This is a genomic window from Enterococcus faecalis (assembly GCF_029024925.1).
GTDB classification, from domain to species: Bacteria; Bacillota; Bacilli; order Lactobacillales; family Enterococcaceae; genus Enterococcus; species Enterococcus faecalis.
Genome location: NZ_CP118962.1, coordinates 2,526,438 through 2,542,053, shown reverse-complemented (window position 1 = coordinate 2,542,053; position 15,616 = coordinate 2,526,438). Strand labels below are relative to the sequence as shown.

The 15,616-nt window shown below is 38.9% G+C and carries 13 protein-coding genes; 9 read left to right on the top strand and 4 right to left on the bottom strand.

Annotated elements, in window-relative coordinates; translation table 11 throughout:
• Window positions 1-56: 56 nt before the first annotated feature.
• Window positions 57-1,124: a choloylglycine hydrolase family protein gene (locus PYW42_RS12640; protein WP_002389236.1), complete on the bottom strand. Its 1,068-nt coding sequence runs from the start codon at window positions 1,122-1,124 to the stop codon at window positions 57-59.
• A gap of 176 nt (window positions 1,125-1,300) precedes the next feature.
• Here PYW42_RS12640 and PYW42_RS12635 point away from each other — a divergent pair, with 176 nt between their 5' ends.
• A complete protein-coding gene (locus PYW42_RS12635) occupies window positions 1,301-2,962 on the top strand; it encodes a SulP family inorganic anion transporter (RefSeq protein WP_002410925.1) in 1,662 nt (553 codons plus the stop codon).
• Between the two features lie 163 nt (window positions 2,963-3,125).
• On the opposite strand, the gene PYW42_RS12630 is transcribed toward PYW42_RS12635, so the two are convergent.
• On the bottom strand, window positions 3,126-3,818 hold the full coding sequence (locus PYW42_RS12630) for a hypothetical protein (RefSeq protein ID WP_002389084.1): 693 nt from the start codon (window positions 3,816-3,818) through the stop codon (window positions 3,126-3,128).
• A gap of 192 nt (window positions 3,819-4,010) precedes the next feature.
• Between PYW42_RS12630 and sylA the strand changes: the two genes are divergently transcribed.
• From sylA to allE, 6 genes are all read left to right on the top strand, one after another.
• Window positions 4,011-4,463 carry a transcriptional regulator SylA gene (sylA, locus tag PYW42_RS12625; protein WP_002383314.1) on the top strand — a complete coding sequence of 151 codons (453 nt, stop codon included), beginning with the start codon at window positions 4,011-4,013 and terminating at the stop codon, window positions 4,461-4,463.
• Between the two features lie 18 nt (window positions 4,464-4,481).
• Window positions 4,482-4,994, top strand: coding sequence for a GNAT family N-acetyltransferase (locus tag PYW42_RS12620; protein ID WP_002389138.1), 513 nt, complete (start codon window positions 4,482-4,484; stop codon window positions 4,992-4,994).
• Window positions 4,995-5,588: 594 nt separating this feature from the next.
• Window positions 5,589-7,085 (top strand): allantoin permease, encoded by a 1,497-nt coding sequence (gene allW / locus PYW42_RS12615; protein ID WP_002389278.1) that lies wholly within the window; start codon window positions 5,589-5,591, stop codon window positions 7,083-7,085.
• A complete protein-coding gene (gene allB / locus PYW42_RS12610) occupies window positions 7,086-8,450 on the top strand; it encodes an allantoinase AllB (RefSeq protein WP_002388999.1) in 1,365 nt (454 codons plus the stop codon).
• A 181-nt stretch (window positions 8,451-8,631) separates the two neighbouring features.
• Window positions 8,632-9,855: an allantoate deiminase gene (gene allC / locus PYW42_RS12605; protein ID WP_002389333.1), complete on the top strand. Its 1,224-nt coding sequence runs from the start codon at window positions 8,632-8,634 to the stop codon at window positions 9,853-9,855.
• A gap of 21 nt (window positions 9,856-9,876) precedes the next feature.
• Window positions 9,877-10,662: a (S)-ureidoglycine aminohydrolase gene (gene allE, locus PYW42_RS12600; RefSeq protein ID WP_002384779.1), complete on the top strand. Its 786-nt coding sequence runs from the start codon at window positions 9,877-9,879 to the stop codon at window positions 10,660-10,662.
• A gap of 117 nt (window positions 10,663-10,779) precedes the next feature.
• Here allE and PYW42_RS12595 read toward each other — a convergent pair whose 3' ends face one another.
• Complete coding sequence (locus PYW42_RS12595; RefSeq protein WP_002380909.1) at window positions 10,780-12,405, bottom strand: PucR family transcriptional regulator; 1,626 nt, start codon at window positions 12,403-12,405, stop codon at window positions 10,780-10,782.
• 171 nt (window positions 12,406-12,576) lie between these two features.
• Between PYW42_RS12595 and PYW42_RS12590 the strand changes: the two genes are divergently transcribed.
• Window positions 12,577-13,785, top strand: coding sequence for a pyridoxal-phosphate-dependent aminotransferase family protein (locus tag PYW42_RS12590; RefSeq protein WP_002355061.1), 1,209 nt, complete (start codon window positions 12,577-12,579; stop codon window positions 13,783-13,785).
• Window positions 13,786-13,882: 97 nt separating this feature from the next.
• The gene (locus tag PYW42_RS12585) at window positions 13,883-15,142 is read left to right on the top strand and encodes an MFS transporter (RefSeq protein WP_010709062.1); all 1,260 of its coding nucleotides are present in this window, start codon (window positions 13,883-13,885) and stop codon (window positions 15,140-15,142) included.
• A gap of 45 nt (window positions 15,143-15,187) precedes the next feature.
• On the opposite strand, the gene PYW42_RS12580 is transcribed toward PYW42_RS12585, so the two are convergent.
• Window positions 15,188-15,448: a metal-sensitive transcriptional regulator gene (locus tag PYW42_RS12580; RefSeq protein WP_002355063.1), complete on the bottom strand. Its 261-nt coding sequence runs from the start codon at window positions 15,446-15,448 to the stop codon at window positions 15,188-15,190.
• Between the last annotated feature and the right edge of the window lie 168 nt (window positions 15,449-15,616).

The following is a 15,616-nucleotide window of genomic DNA, read 5'->3' as shown; positions in this document are numbered from 1 at the left end:
CATGAACGAAACAACGTCTCTGACCAATTACCTGGTCAGAGACGTTGTTTGTGTTTTTATTGATTTAAATCTGTTAGTAGTAGCTCGTTAGAAACAGCAAAAGTAGTAACTTCTGTTAAAGCTGGATCCAAAGTGTATTTTGTAAATGAGGTAGTACTTTCTGGTTGGACATACATGGTTAGATTAGTCACATCATACCCTGACCAATAATGTGTGAAATCAGACAGAGAATTACTTTGACCTAAATGGCCAATTCCCCGAGGAATCATCACTGTTTGGAAGGCGCGATAGAGTTGCATAATCCCTTCAGAGCTATCAAATTCTTGGAGATTGTCAGAATAGTATAACGCACGAATGAAGCGTGACGGCGAAGTGAAGTCTCCTGGGATTCCTAATAGTCCGTAAGAAGTCCCACCTTCAATTGGTTCAAGTGTTGCGCCTGATTTTAAAGTGTAAGGTTCTTTAATAGCGTAGTTGCGCATTCCGATATAGTTTCGTGCATTGGTTAAATGATAATTGTATTCTGGGCTGTTTGTGACTACGCCAATCGAATCATAAATGACGAACGCTCCGTTATCTGTTGGTTGCAAAACGATACTATTATTATTTTTATCATTAATGGTCCAGTGTAAGGTAAAATGAACTTCCCCCAATGAATCAAGTTGGAATTTTTGATCTAACAGGCCGATTTTTTCAAAAGCTACTTTTACTTCGTCAACGCTTTCAAAATTACTCAAAATATAAGCGAGAACTTCTTCTGCAATATGAGGTGTTAAACCACGATCTGCTAAACTTTCAGCAGGTGCTGTTGAAGATTCCATTAAATATTGAATATCACCAGATAAGCCGGCTTCGTTGATACCATCTGTGATAGCAAGGCTGACGGTTTTACCATCGTTCGCTGGTTGATCTGTGCCTGACATTGCTAGTCCCATAAAGGCATATTTTGCCGTCCAAGGATTTAGTTGGCTGTTTAGAACTGTACCTTTTGGAAATTGAGCAATTAGAGTAGGGATTTTTGGTGCAATTGGATCTTCGTTGCCAAAAAAATCAAACGTAAAATCCATCGTACGTCCATAAAAAATATCATTTGTTTTGGAAATAATCTTGATGCCTGTACACATAATAGTTTCCCCCAATTAATGTAAGTTTGTGAAGCCTGTTTACTAGTTAAGCATATCATACTCTAGGAAACAGCGGTGGCTAAATTCCTAAAATATTAGACAATTTTGTCTAAATGAGGTGAAAAAAATTTTTTAGCGATTTCCTTCACAAAACACCTTATTATCTTTCCGAAAATATGATATCTTTAGAATGGAAATTTCATGAGAAGAGGATGCGAATGTTTAAAAAGTACACACAAATGATAAGGGATGAATTTAAAGGGTATAATCAAAAAAAATTGAAAAAAGATTTCTTGGCAGGTTTGACTGTCGCAGCCGTCGCGTTGCCGTTAGCGTTAGCGTTTGGGGTCTCCAGCGGCGCCACTGCAGCAGCTGGCATGATCACGGCGATTATCGCTGGAATTGTGATTGGGAGCCTTTCAGGTGGGTTTTATCAAATTTCAGGACCAACAGGTGCGATGGCAGCTATTTTAATGTCAATTGCGGCAGTGCATGGCATGCAAGGGATTTTGTTGGCCACCTTTTTGGCGGGAATTTTCTTGCTTTTGGCAGGGATTTTGCGTTTAGGGAGCTTGACTTCTTTTATTCCGTCACCGGTCATTACCGGGTTTACTTCAGGAATTGCTATTATTATTGCGTTGGGGCAGCTTGATAATTTCTTTGGGGTTCGTTCAGAAGGACACAATTTAATTGAGAAAATCAGCAGTTATCGTTCATTGGGCTTTGATTTAAGTATATCAACGACGGTTATGTCGATTTTAGTGGTGCTTGGATTAGTGTTCTTTCCGAAAAAGTGGAATGCGATGATACCAGCTTCATTGGTGATGATTATTTTAGCTACTTTAGCAACAGTGGTTTTTCAACTGCCAGTGGCCACTGTAGGGAAAATTCCGACAAGTATTTTTAGTGATACACGTTTGGAACTTGGTTCGCTTCAATTAAGTGCGTTTCAGGATATTTTGGTGCCTTCGATTAGCATTGCTATGTTAGGTATGATTGAAAGTTTGCTTTGTGGCGCTTCGGCTGGTCGCATGACAGGGAAACCATTAGACAGTAATCAGGAACTAGTGGCACAAGGAATTGGCAACTTAATTTTGCCATTTTTCGGTGGCGTGCCTGCGACAGCAGCGATTGCTCGCACGAGCGTAGTGATTAAATCTGGTGCGCAAACACGTTTAGCGGGTATTTTTCATGCAGTCTTTTTATTGTTATCGATGTTGCTTTTATCGCCAGTCATGTCTAAAATTCCCATGCCTGCGTTAGCTGGTGTTTTAGTGGTGACAGCGTGGCGAATGAATGAATGGTCGGTGATTAAAGAATTCTTCCAGAAACGTTTCCACACAGCCTTATGTTTATTCTTCTTAACGATGGTAGCGACCGTTATTTTTGACTTGAGTTTAGCGATTGTTTTAGGGGTCTTAGCTGGTTGCCTGTTTTTCATTGCGAAAAGTGCCGTGATTACGATTAATGTTGAGGAAGTTGATTGGTCAAGAATGGGGCTAGTACCGACCGATTGTACGGAAAATTGGGTGGTGGTTTATTTGAGTGGCCCGTTATTTTTCATGTCTTCTGAACGTTTGAAACAAACGTTACTGCAATTGGAAACAAAAAGTGGTGTAGTACTATCAATGCGAGGAGTTCCTAGCATTGATAGTACGGCGTTAGATATTTTAGAAGAGTTTTGTCTCGCAGCAGAAGGTCGTGGACAACAAGTTCAATTTGCCGCTCTGCAACCAGAAGTTGAAAAAATGATTCGAACCATTCAAGGAAATCAAGAGAAAGAATACCATTTCTCAGTCGCAGAATTTTTACAAACGGTGCATGTTGCAGAACAATAATTCATTTTCAAATGAAATGTTCTATCTTCTATTGCGTGCTTAATGGATGAAGAAATAAGAAAAATAAGTGGGGACTAAAACGAGTTTCTAGAGGAGTTCCTAAAAAATAATAAAGAGAAAACTTCTAAGTATGAAGTTTTCTCTTTATTATTTTTTTGGTTATTTATTGAATTACTTCTAGCATAACGTCTTTTTGATCATCCGTAACATTGCCTGCGTAGTTAGGAGTGATTAAAGATATCGAACCATTTTTATTGTTGAATAAGTATAAAGTACCCGATCTATTTTGTTCATCGTTTGAAGAAATATTAGTTCCTAAAATTAATTCTGTATTTACTTTAACGGTGCGAATACTGTTATCGGCCGCTGAAAATATTCTAATCTCTTTTGTAGGAATTGTATTTATAGATAGCTCATATTTATTAATGGCTTCTTTCACTTGATCATTTTCAGCCCCAAACAATTTAGTTCGGAAGGTAGCAGTTGGTGTTGAATTTAAGTTCTCTAACGTAATTGAAGTTGGCACATTCATTCCTTTAAAATTAAATACTAGTGGATTGTTTAAGCTACTAAGATCGACAGCATAAGGTGTTGCTTCTAAAGAATTTGCTTCTTCGACATTTGTGGATACTTCATTTTTAGACTTTGCCGAAGCCTGAGCGGTACTGGCACTTTCTGAAGTTTTTTTTAGTTTATTATTAGAGCTTGTTTCTGTGCTAGAACTGTAATGATTAGTACTGCTTTTCATTGATGTTGTATGATTGGTAGAATTTTCTTGTTTTTTAGGTTCATTCGCTTTTTGAGAACTACAACCTGTTAAAAAAATAACTAAAATAACACAAAATAATTTTTTCATACTATTCCTCCTATAGACGCTATAACTAATTTTATCTTACTTGTTAATATAACAAAAGGAATAATTATTTTATTTTCACAAATGCTCAAATTGTTTAAATCTGTAGTTTTTATACTTATTTTTGTTGCATTTGCAACAAAAATAAGTTAAAGTAATGACAATCATAAAATATTAGCGAAAGGAAGTGTCCTAGTGACAGATATTTTAAGAGAAATTGGCATGATTGCGCGGGCCTTAGATTCAATCAGTAATATTGAATTTAAGGAATTATCTTTAACACGAGGACAATATCTTTATTTGGTCAGGGTCTGTGAAAATCCTGGAATTATCCAAGAAAAGATCGCCGAACTGATTAAAGTTGATCGAACCACAGCGGCGCGGGCGATTAAGCGTTTGGAAGAACAAGGCTTTATTTATCGTCAAGAAGATGCAAGCAACAAAAAAATTAAGCGGATTTATGCCACAGAAAAAGGGAAAAACGTTTATCCAATCATTGTGCGCGAAAATCAACACTCGAATCAAGTTGCTTTGCAAGGCTTGTCAGAAGTGGAAATTTCACAATTGGCAGAGTACTTAGTCCGGATGCGTAAAAATGTCAGCGAAGATTGGGAATTTGTCAAAAAAGGGAACACTCGAAATTATTAAGGAAAGGACGACTGGTCGATGGGAGAAATAAAACAATTAACAATAGAAGATGCACCAGCGTTACAAGAAATCAGCATTGAAACTTATACAGATACTTTCGGACCATATAATACCCCAGAAAATATGCAAGCCTATTTAGTAGAAGCCTACAATTTAGAAAAATTACAAAAGGAATTGGCTAATCCCTACTCTGACTTTTATTTTATCTTTGTCGATAATCAATTAGCTGGCTACATGAAATTAAATCGTGAGAGGGCACAAACGGAACCGATGGGGCCAGAAAAGCTCGAGGTTGAGCGATTGTATATTTTGCCTGCGTTTAAAGGAAAGAAGCTGGGGACACAATTGTTAGAACTGGCGGAAGAGAAAGCTCGTGAATTTGGTAAAAAAGCACTGTGGCTAGGTGTCTGGGAACACAATGATGCGGCGCGGGCATTTTATAAAACGATTGGCTACCGCTATTACAGTCAACATTCATTTTTTATGGGAGACGATGAACAGACGGATTTTATTTTGTTAAAGGAATTATAGCAAGAAAATTTAGAAACAAAGATTTCTGATAAAATCAGAAATCTTTGTTTATTTTTTTGATTAAAATTAAGCATTTTTTTATTTTCAAAATGTTATTTTTTAAAACGTAAAAATTGAAAAAGAAGATTTTGAATCTGTGAAAAATTGTCAATCTTGTGAGAAAAATCTTTTGTCAGTGTCTTTTTTCAGGATGGGTCTCTTCCTGAAAATCCACTTCAGTTTATCTGTTTTGTGTGTTTTTGATTAAAAAATGTTGTGTTGGATTTCATTTAACTGTATAATTTATTTATGTCATTTTTAATAATAAGCGTATTTTAGCATTTGAAAAGAGAATTTGTACATAATATGTGAATAAAAAGATTTGTTTCTTACTTTCTAGAGTGAGAGGACGATATAAAAAAGGTTGCTATTTTTTCGTTCAAAGTGAACAAAGAATCGTTTGTTATTTAGTTGGGTTAACTAATGATTCTTGTTATAAAAAGCGCTTACAATTTGTGTGATGAGAGTAGTACGCATGTTTGTGCAAAAGTGACAAAAAAGAGAAGGCAGGGTGTTTTAATAGAAAAAAATTTTTAATAAAAAGGAGAGTTTGTCGTGGAGAAAAATGTGTCTCGAGTAACAGCTCAAGAAGAAACAGCGATGAAAGCACGTGGCTACAATGAGGATTTGTTGCCAAGTAGCCCGAAACAACGGACAATGGGCGCGCGCAATTTTTTTACATTATGGATGGGTTCGATTCATAATATCCCGAATTATGCAGCAGTGGGCGGCTTTATTTTCTTAGGTTTATCGCCGCTGCAAGTTATGCTGGCAGTTGTGTTAAGCTCATTCATTGTAGCAACTTTCATGAATTTGAATGGCGTGGCTGGCTCTAAATATGGCATTCCTTTTGCGATGCACTTACAGTCTACTTACGGCAGTCTCGGGGCAAAACTGCCAGGGTTCTTAAGAGGTTGTGTGGCCGCGATTGCTTGGTTTGGTCTGCAAACATTTACAGGATCGCTGGCTTTATTAATTATTCTCGGGAAATTTTGGCCGAACTTTTTAGAAATTGGTGGATCATTCCAGTTTTTTGGTCTCAGGCTACCTGAATTAATGGCGTTTACTCTTTTCTGGCTCTTAAATGTGGCAATAGGTTTCGGTGGTAGCAAAATTTTGAACCGGTTTACCGCCATTTTAAGTCCGTTGATTTATGTCGTTATTATTGGATTAACGATTTGGGCCATTCGAGCTGGGGGCGGTTTAACACCAATTTTGTCCTATCAAGTTTCTGGTGCGATTCGTTCAGTCAATCCACTTGTGGCGTATCTGATTATTTTTAACTCGGTTGTGGCCGTTTGGTCAGCGCCTGGTGCGAGTGTGGCGGATTTTACTAAGAATGCGCGCTCGACCCGTGCTCAGGTTGTGGGGCAAACAGCAGGTTTAGTTGTTGGTTATGGGATTTTCGCTTTTTCCAGTGTGGTTATTCTGTTAGGTGGTTCGTTGTATTTTGGGATTCAGGAATGGAATATTTTAAACATTATTGATCGTTTAGATAATGTGGCAGTGGTGGTCTTAGCCATGTCGGTTTTCTTATTAACGACTATTTCAACGAATGCAACGGGGAACATCATTCCGGCAGGTTATCAATTGGCGGCGCTATTTCCTAAAAAAATGACGTATAAAAAAGGCGTCATGATTGCCAGTGTTATCAGCTTTCTCATTATGCCTTGGAAACTGATGGAAAACGCCGATAGTATTTTTATTTTTCTGAACGCAATTGGGGCTGTTTTAGGACCAGTCGCTGGTGTGATGATTGCGAATTATTATTTTGTTCAAAAGCAACAAATTAATTTAAATGCTTTATACGTAGATAAACACAAAAAAGAGGAAGCCAATCCTTTTTACGGATTAAACAAGCCGGCGTATGTCGCTACTATTCTGGCGTTGGTTCTTTCCTTAAGTGGTCAATTTATTCCACAGGTTAAAATCATTGCTGATATTTCGTGGTTTGTGGGCTTTGCCACAGGTTTTGTGCTGTACTTAGTGTTAAAAAAATGGACTTGGGATTCAAAAAAAGTGAAAGAAACAGCTTATCAGGAGGGAAAATAAATGCAAGCAGAGTTAGTGATTAAAAACGGGTTAGTTATTTTAGAAACTGGAGAAGTCATTACGGATGTCGCCGTTCAAGGAGGAAAAATCGTAGCGATCGGGCAAGACTTGTCGGGAGAACGTGTGATTGATGCGACGGGTTTGGTCGTTAGTCCTGGGATGGTGGATGCTCATGTTCATATTACCGATCCTGGTGGTGGTTACCGCGATGAATGGGAAGGGTATGTCACAGGAACGGCCGCTTGTGCCAAAGGGGGCGTGACGACCTTTATGGAAATGCCTTTAAATCAGATTCCAGCAACCGTGGATAAGACCTCTCTTGAGATCAAATACAAGGTAGGAGAAAATAAACTAAAAGTAGATGTAGGGTCATTTGGCGGCGTAGTCCCGACCAACTTGGCTGGCGGGATTCAGGAACTTGATGAAGGAGGCGTTTCCGGCTATAAATGCTTTTTAGGAACGTGCGGCGATCGTTCAATTGAAGGAGATTTTCAAAATGTCGACGATTATTCGCTATATGAAGGAATGAAACAAGTCGCCAAAACTGGTAAAGTGCTAGCAATCCATGCAGAAAATGCGCCAATTACGGATAAATTAGGCGCGTTAGCTTATCAAAATGGTGAAACGACTTTAGCGGCATATGTAGCTACACGTCCTGTGTTTACCGAAGTTGAAGCGATTCAAAAAGCCATTTTATTTGCCAAAGAAACAGGTTGTCGGATTCATATTTGTCATGTGGCTTGTCAAGAAGGCGTGGAAGAAGTTTTAAAAGCCCAAGCAGAAGGGGTAGATGTGACTTGTGAAACATGTACGCATTATTTATATTTTACCACGGATGAACTTGATGCCATTGGTCCAGTTGTCAAATGTTCGCCGCCGATTCGTGACGCGGACCAACAAGCCGCATTATGGAACCACGTGCAAACAGGCGGCATCGCGTTTGTAACCTCTGACCATTCTCCTTGTACGCCAGACTTAAAAGATACAACCAATGCTTTTGAAGCTTGGGGCGGCATTTCTGGTGTTCAAAATAACGTCGATGTGTTATTCGATGAAGCCGTCCAAAAACGTGGTTTATCCTTGAAACAATTCGCGGATATGATTGCAGCAAACCCAGCTGACCGTTATCACTTAGCACAAAAGGGCCGCATCAGCATTGGTAAGGATGCCGATTTTGTACTAATTAAACCTAATGCGCCGTATATCTTAAAAGCAGAAGATTTAGAATATCGAAATAAAATTAGTCCTTACATTGGTCGTGAAATTGGGGCCCAAGTGATTCAAACAATTTTAAGAGGCAAAACAATTTACGCACAAGAAACTGGGGTAACCGAGGCGTTTAACGGCGTATTTATCAAAAATTAAACACCTATTTTAGAAATGGAAAGGGACAGAAGCGTGATTGAATTAGCGCCTCTGTCCACGAGTTAGAGGATGTTCGTTGGTTGTTTTGCACAAAAAAAGGCTTAATTTTGTTTGATAAGTACAATGAAGATGACTAGGGAAACGTTTACAATCAGAGTGTAATCAGTCAGGAGGTTTTGTGATGGACTTGGAAAAAGTTTTAAAACAAAGAATCGAAGAGTTGTCAGCAATTGGGAGTGATCCTGAAGGAGGGATGACACGCTTACTTTATACAGATTCGTGGTTGGCAGCACAAAAGTATGTGCAAAGCCAAACTGAGGCGTTTGGACTGGAAACGCAATTTGACGAAGTCGGGAATCTGTTTTGTCGAGTGGCAGGAACGGAATTTCCTCAGGAAACGATTTTAACTGGGTCACATATCGACACAGTAGTTAATGGTGGGACATTAGATGGTCAATATGGTGTCATTGCTTCCATGACGGCTGTTCAATATTTATTAGATAAATATGGGAAACCACGGCGTTCTTTAGAAGTGCTTTCCATGGCTGAAGAAGAAGGGAGTCGTTTTCCAACGGTTTTCTGGGGAAGCAAAAATGTCGTTGGTGAAGCCAAATGTGAAGAAGTAGTCGACATCTCTGACAACGAAGGCAAAAAGTTTGTTGATGAGATGCATCGCCAAGGCTTTGATTTTCGGCAGGAGCAAACTAGACGTGAGGACATTGAAGCATTTGTCGAAATTCATATTGAACAAGGCAATATTTTAGAGAACGAAAAGCTCCAAGTCGGTGTTGTTCATAGTATTGTAGGGCAACGTCGCTACACGGTTAACTTAAAAGGGCAAGCCAATCATGCAGGCACTACGCCAATGAGTTACCGTCATGATGCGGTATATGGCTTTGCTAAAATTTGTGCAGAAGCCATTGATCGTGCGAACGAAATTGGGGATCCGTTAGTTTTAACATTCGGCAAAGTTATTCCGAAACCCAATACAGTCAACGTGGTGCCTGGAGAAGTGGAATTTACAATTGACTGCCGTCATACCGACGCTGCTTTTTTACGACATTTTACCGGTGAATTAGAAGAACGGATGAAAACAATTGCTCAAGAATTAGGCTTGACGATTGCGATTGACCGCTGGATGGATGAAGCCCCTGTACCGATGAATCAAGCAATTGTAGAAGTTATTGAACAAAAAGCCAAAGAAGGCAAGTATCAGTATCGTATGATGCATAGTGGTGCTGGGCATGATTCGCAAATTATTGCGCCCCATTACCCGACAGCGATGATATTTGTGCCAAGTATTGGTGGGATTAGTCATAATCCAGCAGAAGCAACGGCATTTCCAGATTTGGTTGAAGGCGTCAAGCTTTTAGCAGATACCTTATATGAATTAGCGTATAAATAAGATAGAAAAGGAAGAATTGTGATGGGTTATAAAAATAATCGAGTTGGTTACCAAAAAGAATTGTTAACATCAAGAGCTGTGATAAAAAAAGACAATTACGCCATTATTCCCCATGATGGTTTGGTGCAAAATGCAGTACCTGGTTTTGAAAATGTCGATATTTCCATTTTGGGATCGCCTAAATTAGGTGCGACATTTGTGGATTACATTGCTACGTTTCATAAAAATGGTCAACAAACAACTGGTTTTGGTGGCGACGGGATTCAAACGTTGGTTTATGTCATTGACGGTCGTTTGCGCGTTTCAGATGGTCAAGAAACTCATGAACTTGAAGCCGGGGGCTACGCCTACTTTACGCCTGAAATGAAAATGTATTTAGCGAACGCACAGGAAGCGGACACAGAAGTTTTCTTATATAAAAAACGCTATCAGCCGTTGGCAGGCCATCAACCTTATAAAGTGGTTGGGTCAATTCATGACCAACAACCCGAAGAATATGAAGGAATGACAGACGTTTTACTTTGGAGTTTATTGCCGAAAGAGTTTGACTTTGATATGAATATGCATATCTTATCTTTTGAACCAGGCGCTAGTCATGCCTATATTGAAACGCATGTCCAAGAGCATGGTGCGTATTTAATTAGTGGCCAAGGGATGTACAATTTGGACAATGAATGGTATCCAGTGGAAAAAGGGGACTATATTTTCATGAGTGCCTATGTGCCACAAGCAGCCTATGCGGTTGGTCGTGAAGAACCGCTAATGTACGTTTATTCCAAAGATGCCAATCGTGAACCAGAATTATAAAGAAAAGCCGAATGTAAAGTAATGACCTCGGAACAATAGGATTTGAACACGCAGTGGTGAACGGTAGAGTCCTTCTTCTTGGTAGACGTTACTTTTATTCGGCTATTTTCCTGTTAATTATTTTCCTGAAAGTTCTAGCGCTACCCGTAAGAGTAAACTCGTCTCAGGCTCTTGAATAGAGGTATCTAATAATTTTTCACATTGATTCATGCGATATTTAATGGTGTTTCTGTGAAGATAAAGAGCGTTGGCCGTTTTAGTAATTTCGCAATTGAAATCTAAAAAAACTTTCAAGGTTTTTCGTAATTCTTGTAACGTCGGTTCCGTCGGATAGGCCAACTCTTTCAATTGTTGCTGGCAAAAGTATTCAACATCTTCAGTGCCAATCTTTTCAAAAAGTCCAGCTAGGCCTTTGGGATGGAACAATTGCACAGTCGCTGGTTTTTGAGCGTGTAAAGAAGCCTCTAATGTCGAGGAAGCTTCAATATAAGAATTAGGCAAATCTTCTAGGTTTTCATAAGCATTGCCTAAAGCAAAGCGAATGGTAATAGGCAAAGCCTGTTGCAAACGTTCAGCGAGGTTTTGCAAAATCATCAAATGGTCATTTTTTTTAGATTGAAAAATCAAGATACTTTTATTTTGATTTTTTAATTTAAACAAGGCGACATCTGGCAGGATTTCCGGCAATTGTTCTTTGAGCCATTGGAAAATTAGTTGCCCTTCCGCTTGCTGATAACGAATATGGGTTTCATTTTCTGGTTTAGTCACGCCGTAGACAATCGCTAATTGATAATAATCACTGTTGATTAAACGATAATTTTTCCAAAGTTCCAACCAATTTTGATGTTTACTCAGCGCTTCTTGATGTGTATCAAGCAAGCGGTCCAAAAAGTCTGTTTTGAGATGCTCAAAAGATTCAGCAATTTTCTGGTTTTTAAATAACATAAAAGTCAAAACTAAAATGGCCTGATCAATGGCAAATTCAGAAATAGGATAAGGAATCTGTTCAGGAGATAAGACCAATAGATAATAGGGAAAATAATCGTTCACACGAATTGGAAAGCCAGCTACTTGAATGTTTTCTTGTCGCTCATCCTGTAAACGAAAGATTTTCTTTTCTTGTGCCAATTGTTGAAAGTGGTCTTTTGATAATTGTTCGATGAAAAACTCCGCCGATTTTTGATTGCCATAAAAATAATTCGAGTGGGCAATCACCTGTTGCCAAGGACTTAATAAAATAATTGGCGCATTTAAAATTTTCGCAAATTCAGCGATGAAACGCGTAGCATCAACATCTTGCATTAATAATGTTGAAAAACGCTTTTGGATGTCAAATGCCACAGACATCTGCTCGGTTTTGCTATCACGAAGATAGCCAACAATTTCATGCAACAACCCGCCTAGTGGCTGTGTGCTAGGAATTTTAATCAGGGGCAAATCAACGGCACTGGCATAGGCAACAATTTCTGGTGAAATTTCGTCAAGGAACCGCCCAACTTTGATTCCTAAAGCCGTACACTCTGCTTGTTTTAGCGAGTCAATAAAAGGTTTCAATTTTTCTTGATCATCTTTATAAATCATTGCCGTTGTTAAAATCATGACATTTTTAGGGATAAAATCAGCCACATCAGGTGTTTCCGTGATTTCTACACTTTCCAAGGGCTGTGTTAAGTTTGAGTGAGACGATAATAATTGTAAGTCAGAAAATCTTGGTAAAGCCAAGACCTCAGCTAATATTTTCATCACAACAACCTCCTTTTTTTATAGTATAGCGAAGAATAAAAAGGAGTACAAAAGATAGTTATTGAATATGTCTAAAAAACAAAGTCAAAATAGTGCAAATTGAACAATGAATTTCTGGGTTTTTCCAAAGATAATAAAAGAGAAGAATTAAAAATGAAGTGAGGGATTACTATGTATCAACAACCAAATTTTGTACGGCGAACAATCATGACGCCGGGACCAGTCGAAGCCCATCCATCGGTACTTCGTCAAATGGGTCAACCAATTTTAGGGCAATTTGATCCAGAATTTCTACAAATTATGGATGAAGTTCGGGAAATGATTAAAGTACCTTTTGCCACAAAGAATCAACAAGCCTTTGCCATTGATGGCACGTCACGTTCAGGCTTGGAAGCGGGGTTATTTGCGTTGATTGAGCCAGGCGACAAAGTGCTTGTGCCTGCGTATGGCCGGTTTGCTTATTTATTAGGTGAAATTTGCGAACGCGCCCGGGCCGAAGTCATTTATTTAGAAAAGGACTGGCTCGCACCGTTTGAACAAACAACGGTGATTGAAGCGATTAAAGAACATCAACCAAAAATTGTTGCGATGGTCCACGGCGAAACGGCGAATGCACAAATGCAACCACTGGATCAAATTGGCGCCTTTTGTCGGGAAAATGAAATTTTCTTTGTAGTAGATATGGTGGCGACTTACGGCGGTGTTGAAACAAAGGTCGATGATTGGAAGATTGATATTGCGGTAGCAGGCACTCAAAAATGTGTCAGCGTACCTTCAGGCCTTTCTTTAATTACCTACAACCAACGTGTAGCCGATTATCTGGCGGGCCGTTACCAAAAAGAGTTAGGGCTTGGCGCGGATGCGCGGAATGAACGGTTCATTCAAAGTAACTACTTGGATTTATCGCAATTAGAAAAATATTGGGGACCAGAGCGCTTAAATCACCATACAGAAGCGACTACAATGATTTATGGGCTACATGAAGGGCTGCGCTTGTTACTTCAAGAAGGCATGGAAAATGTCTACGCACGCCATCGGAAAAACGATCGTATTTTAGTTGAAAGTCTGCAAAAAATGGGCTTAGAAATTTTCGGGAAGTTAGACACAAAAACACCAACAGTCATTCCTGTGGTCATTCCAGAAGGAATTGATGGTGAAAAAGTGCGGAGCTTATTATTGGATCATTTTAAAGTTGAAATTGCCTCTTCCTTCGGTGATTTAAAAGGAAAAATTTGGCGGGTCGGTAATATGGGTTACAGCAGTCGCGAAGACAATGTGTTGCATTTCTTAAGTGCCTTTGAGACTGTATTGAAACACCAAGGTTATCAATTTGAAGGCGGTAGCGGTAGTACTCATGCATTGGCTGAGTATTTAAACTAAAAAAGAAGGTAGGACAAAGGTCACTACGTAAAAAAGCGTAGTGCTTTTGTTCCTTGTGAAACGTTAACCAAAAAAATGATTGGTGGAGGAAAAGAAAATGACAGACAAGACAAAAAGTTCGTTGGCTTATTGGAAAAAAATCGTTATTTTACTATGTATGGGCTGGGTAACAATCTGGATTTATCGTTCCGCGCTTTCTCCCGTTTATCCACAAATTCGCGCGTCTCTAAATGGTAACGCTTCCGATACGGCCCTAGGGTCCATTTCTAGCTTTTATTTTCTCGGTTACGTAGTCATGCAGATTCCTGCAGGCTTCTTGGTAGACAAAATTGGGAAAAAACGTGTATTAATTCCAGGCTTTATCTTGTTTGCGCTGGCAGCATTACTGATTGCCCAAGCCCGAACGATTGGAACAATTTACTTAGGTAGCTTATTGGCAGGTTTAGGATGTGGTTCTTTCTATGGCTCGGCTTACTCGTTGACGTCGCAAAACATTCCTCAAGCCAAAAAAAGTTTTGCAACAGCTATTGTCAACAGTGGTTCAGCCGTTGGTTCAGGTTTAGGGATGATTTTATCTAGTTATTTAGTTGCCCAAAAAGGATTGCCTTGGCAAGTGATGATGTACATTTCCGCCTTTATGATTATTTGTATGTTAGTGGCTTTTCAAGTGATTATTCGCAATCATAAAGAAGACATGGCCTTGATTCAGCCAACCGTTGTTGATGAAAAAGATAACGGAGCGGTAAAAGAAAAAGTGCCCTTTAAAAAACTGTTTGCGCCACATATGCTATTTGCGTATATTTTATATTTTGGCACTTGTTATGCATATTATATGATTGTGACTTGGTTACCTAATTTTTTAAGTACCGAACGTGGTTTCCAAGGAGCAGCAATTGGATTGTCCTCTTCGCTGGTCGCATTTGCCTCTATTCCAGGAGCGTTATTTTTTAGTCGGTTGGCGGATAAGTACATGCATAAAAAAGTTCAATTCATCGTTGTTTTAGAATTTTTAGCAACAGCCATGCTCTTGTTAACTGTACAAGTAAGTAATGCGACGTTGTTATTAATTGCTTTAATTATGTATGGGTTCTTAGGAAAATTAGCTGTAGAACCGATTATTATTTCTTGGCTAGGTGAAAATGCACCAAAAATTGGAATTGGCACTACTTTGGGCGTGTTTAACTTTTTCGGCATGATGTCATCTGTGATCGCCCCAGCTTTGACTGGGAAAATTTCTGACACAACGGGTTCGAAAGTCATGGGCTTTTATATCGCCGTTGTGATTTTACTAATTGGCACGATTCTTTTTATGCTTGTCAATTTAAAAAAACGCGGGGCAGATTCGTCTAATAAATAAAAAAACAACGCAAACTTATCTTTCATTGAATAAGTTTGCGTTGTTTTACTTTTTGACAATCATATTAATCGCTTGTGCTAATCGCTCTTCTTGTTCTTTAGGATCTTTTTCAGGATTTTCAAAGCAATGCTTTAAATTCTCCGCAACTATCATCCCCATTACGCGATCAATACTAGAACGGACCGCACTCAACTGAGTGATAACATCGATACATTCTTTTTCTTCATCAATCATTTTTTGAATCCCGCGAATTTGACCTTCTGTACGGCGTAAACGATTCAGCACTTTCTTTTTTTCTTCAGTCATTTTGCTCCTCCTTAAGAGTAGTGATTGGTTTAAAATATACCTACACGAGGTATTTTTGTCAACTATCTTTTCTTTGAATCTAAAAATGGCAGAAATCTCTTCAGTTGACAAGTCTAACTTTTTCATGTTAAATATACCCCGTAAGGTATATAAGAGAAGGAGAAAAAG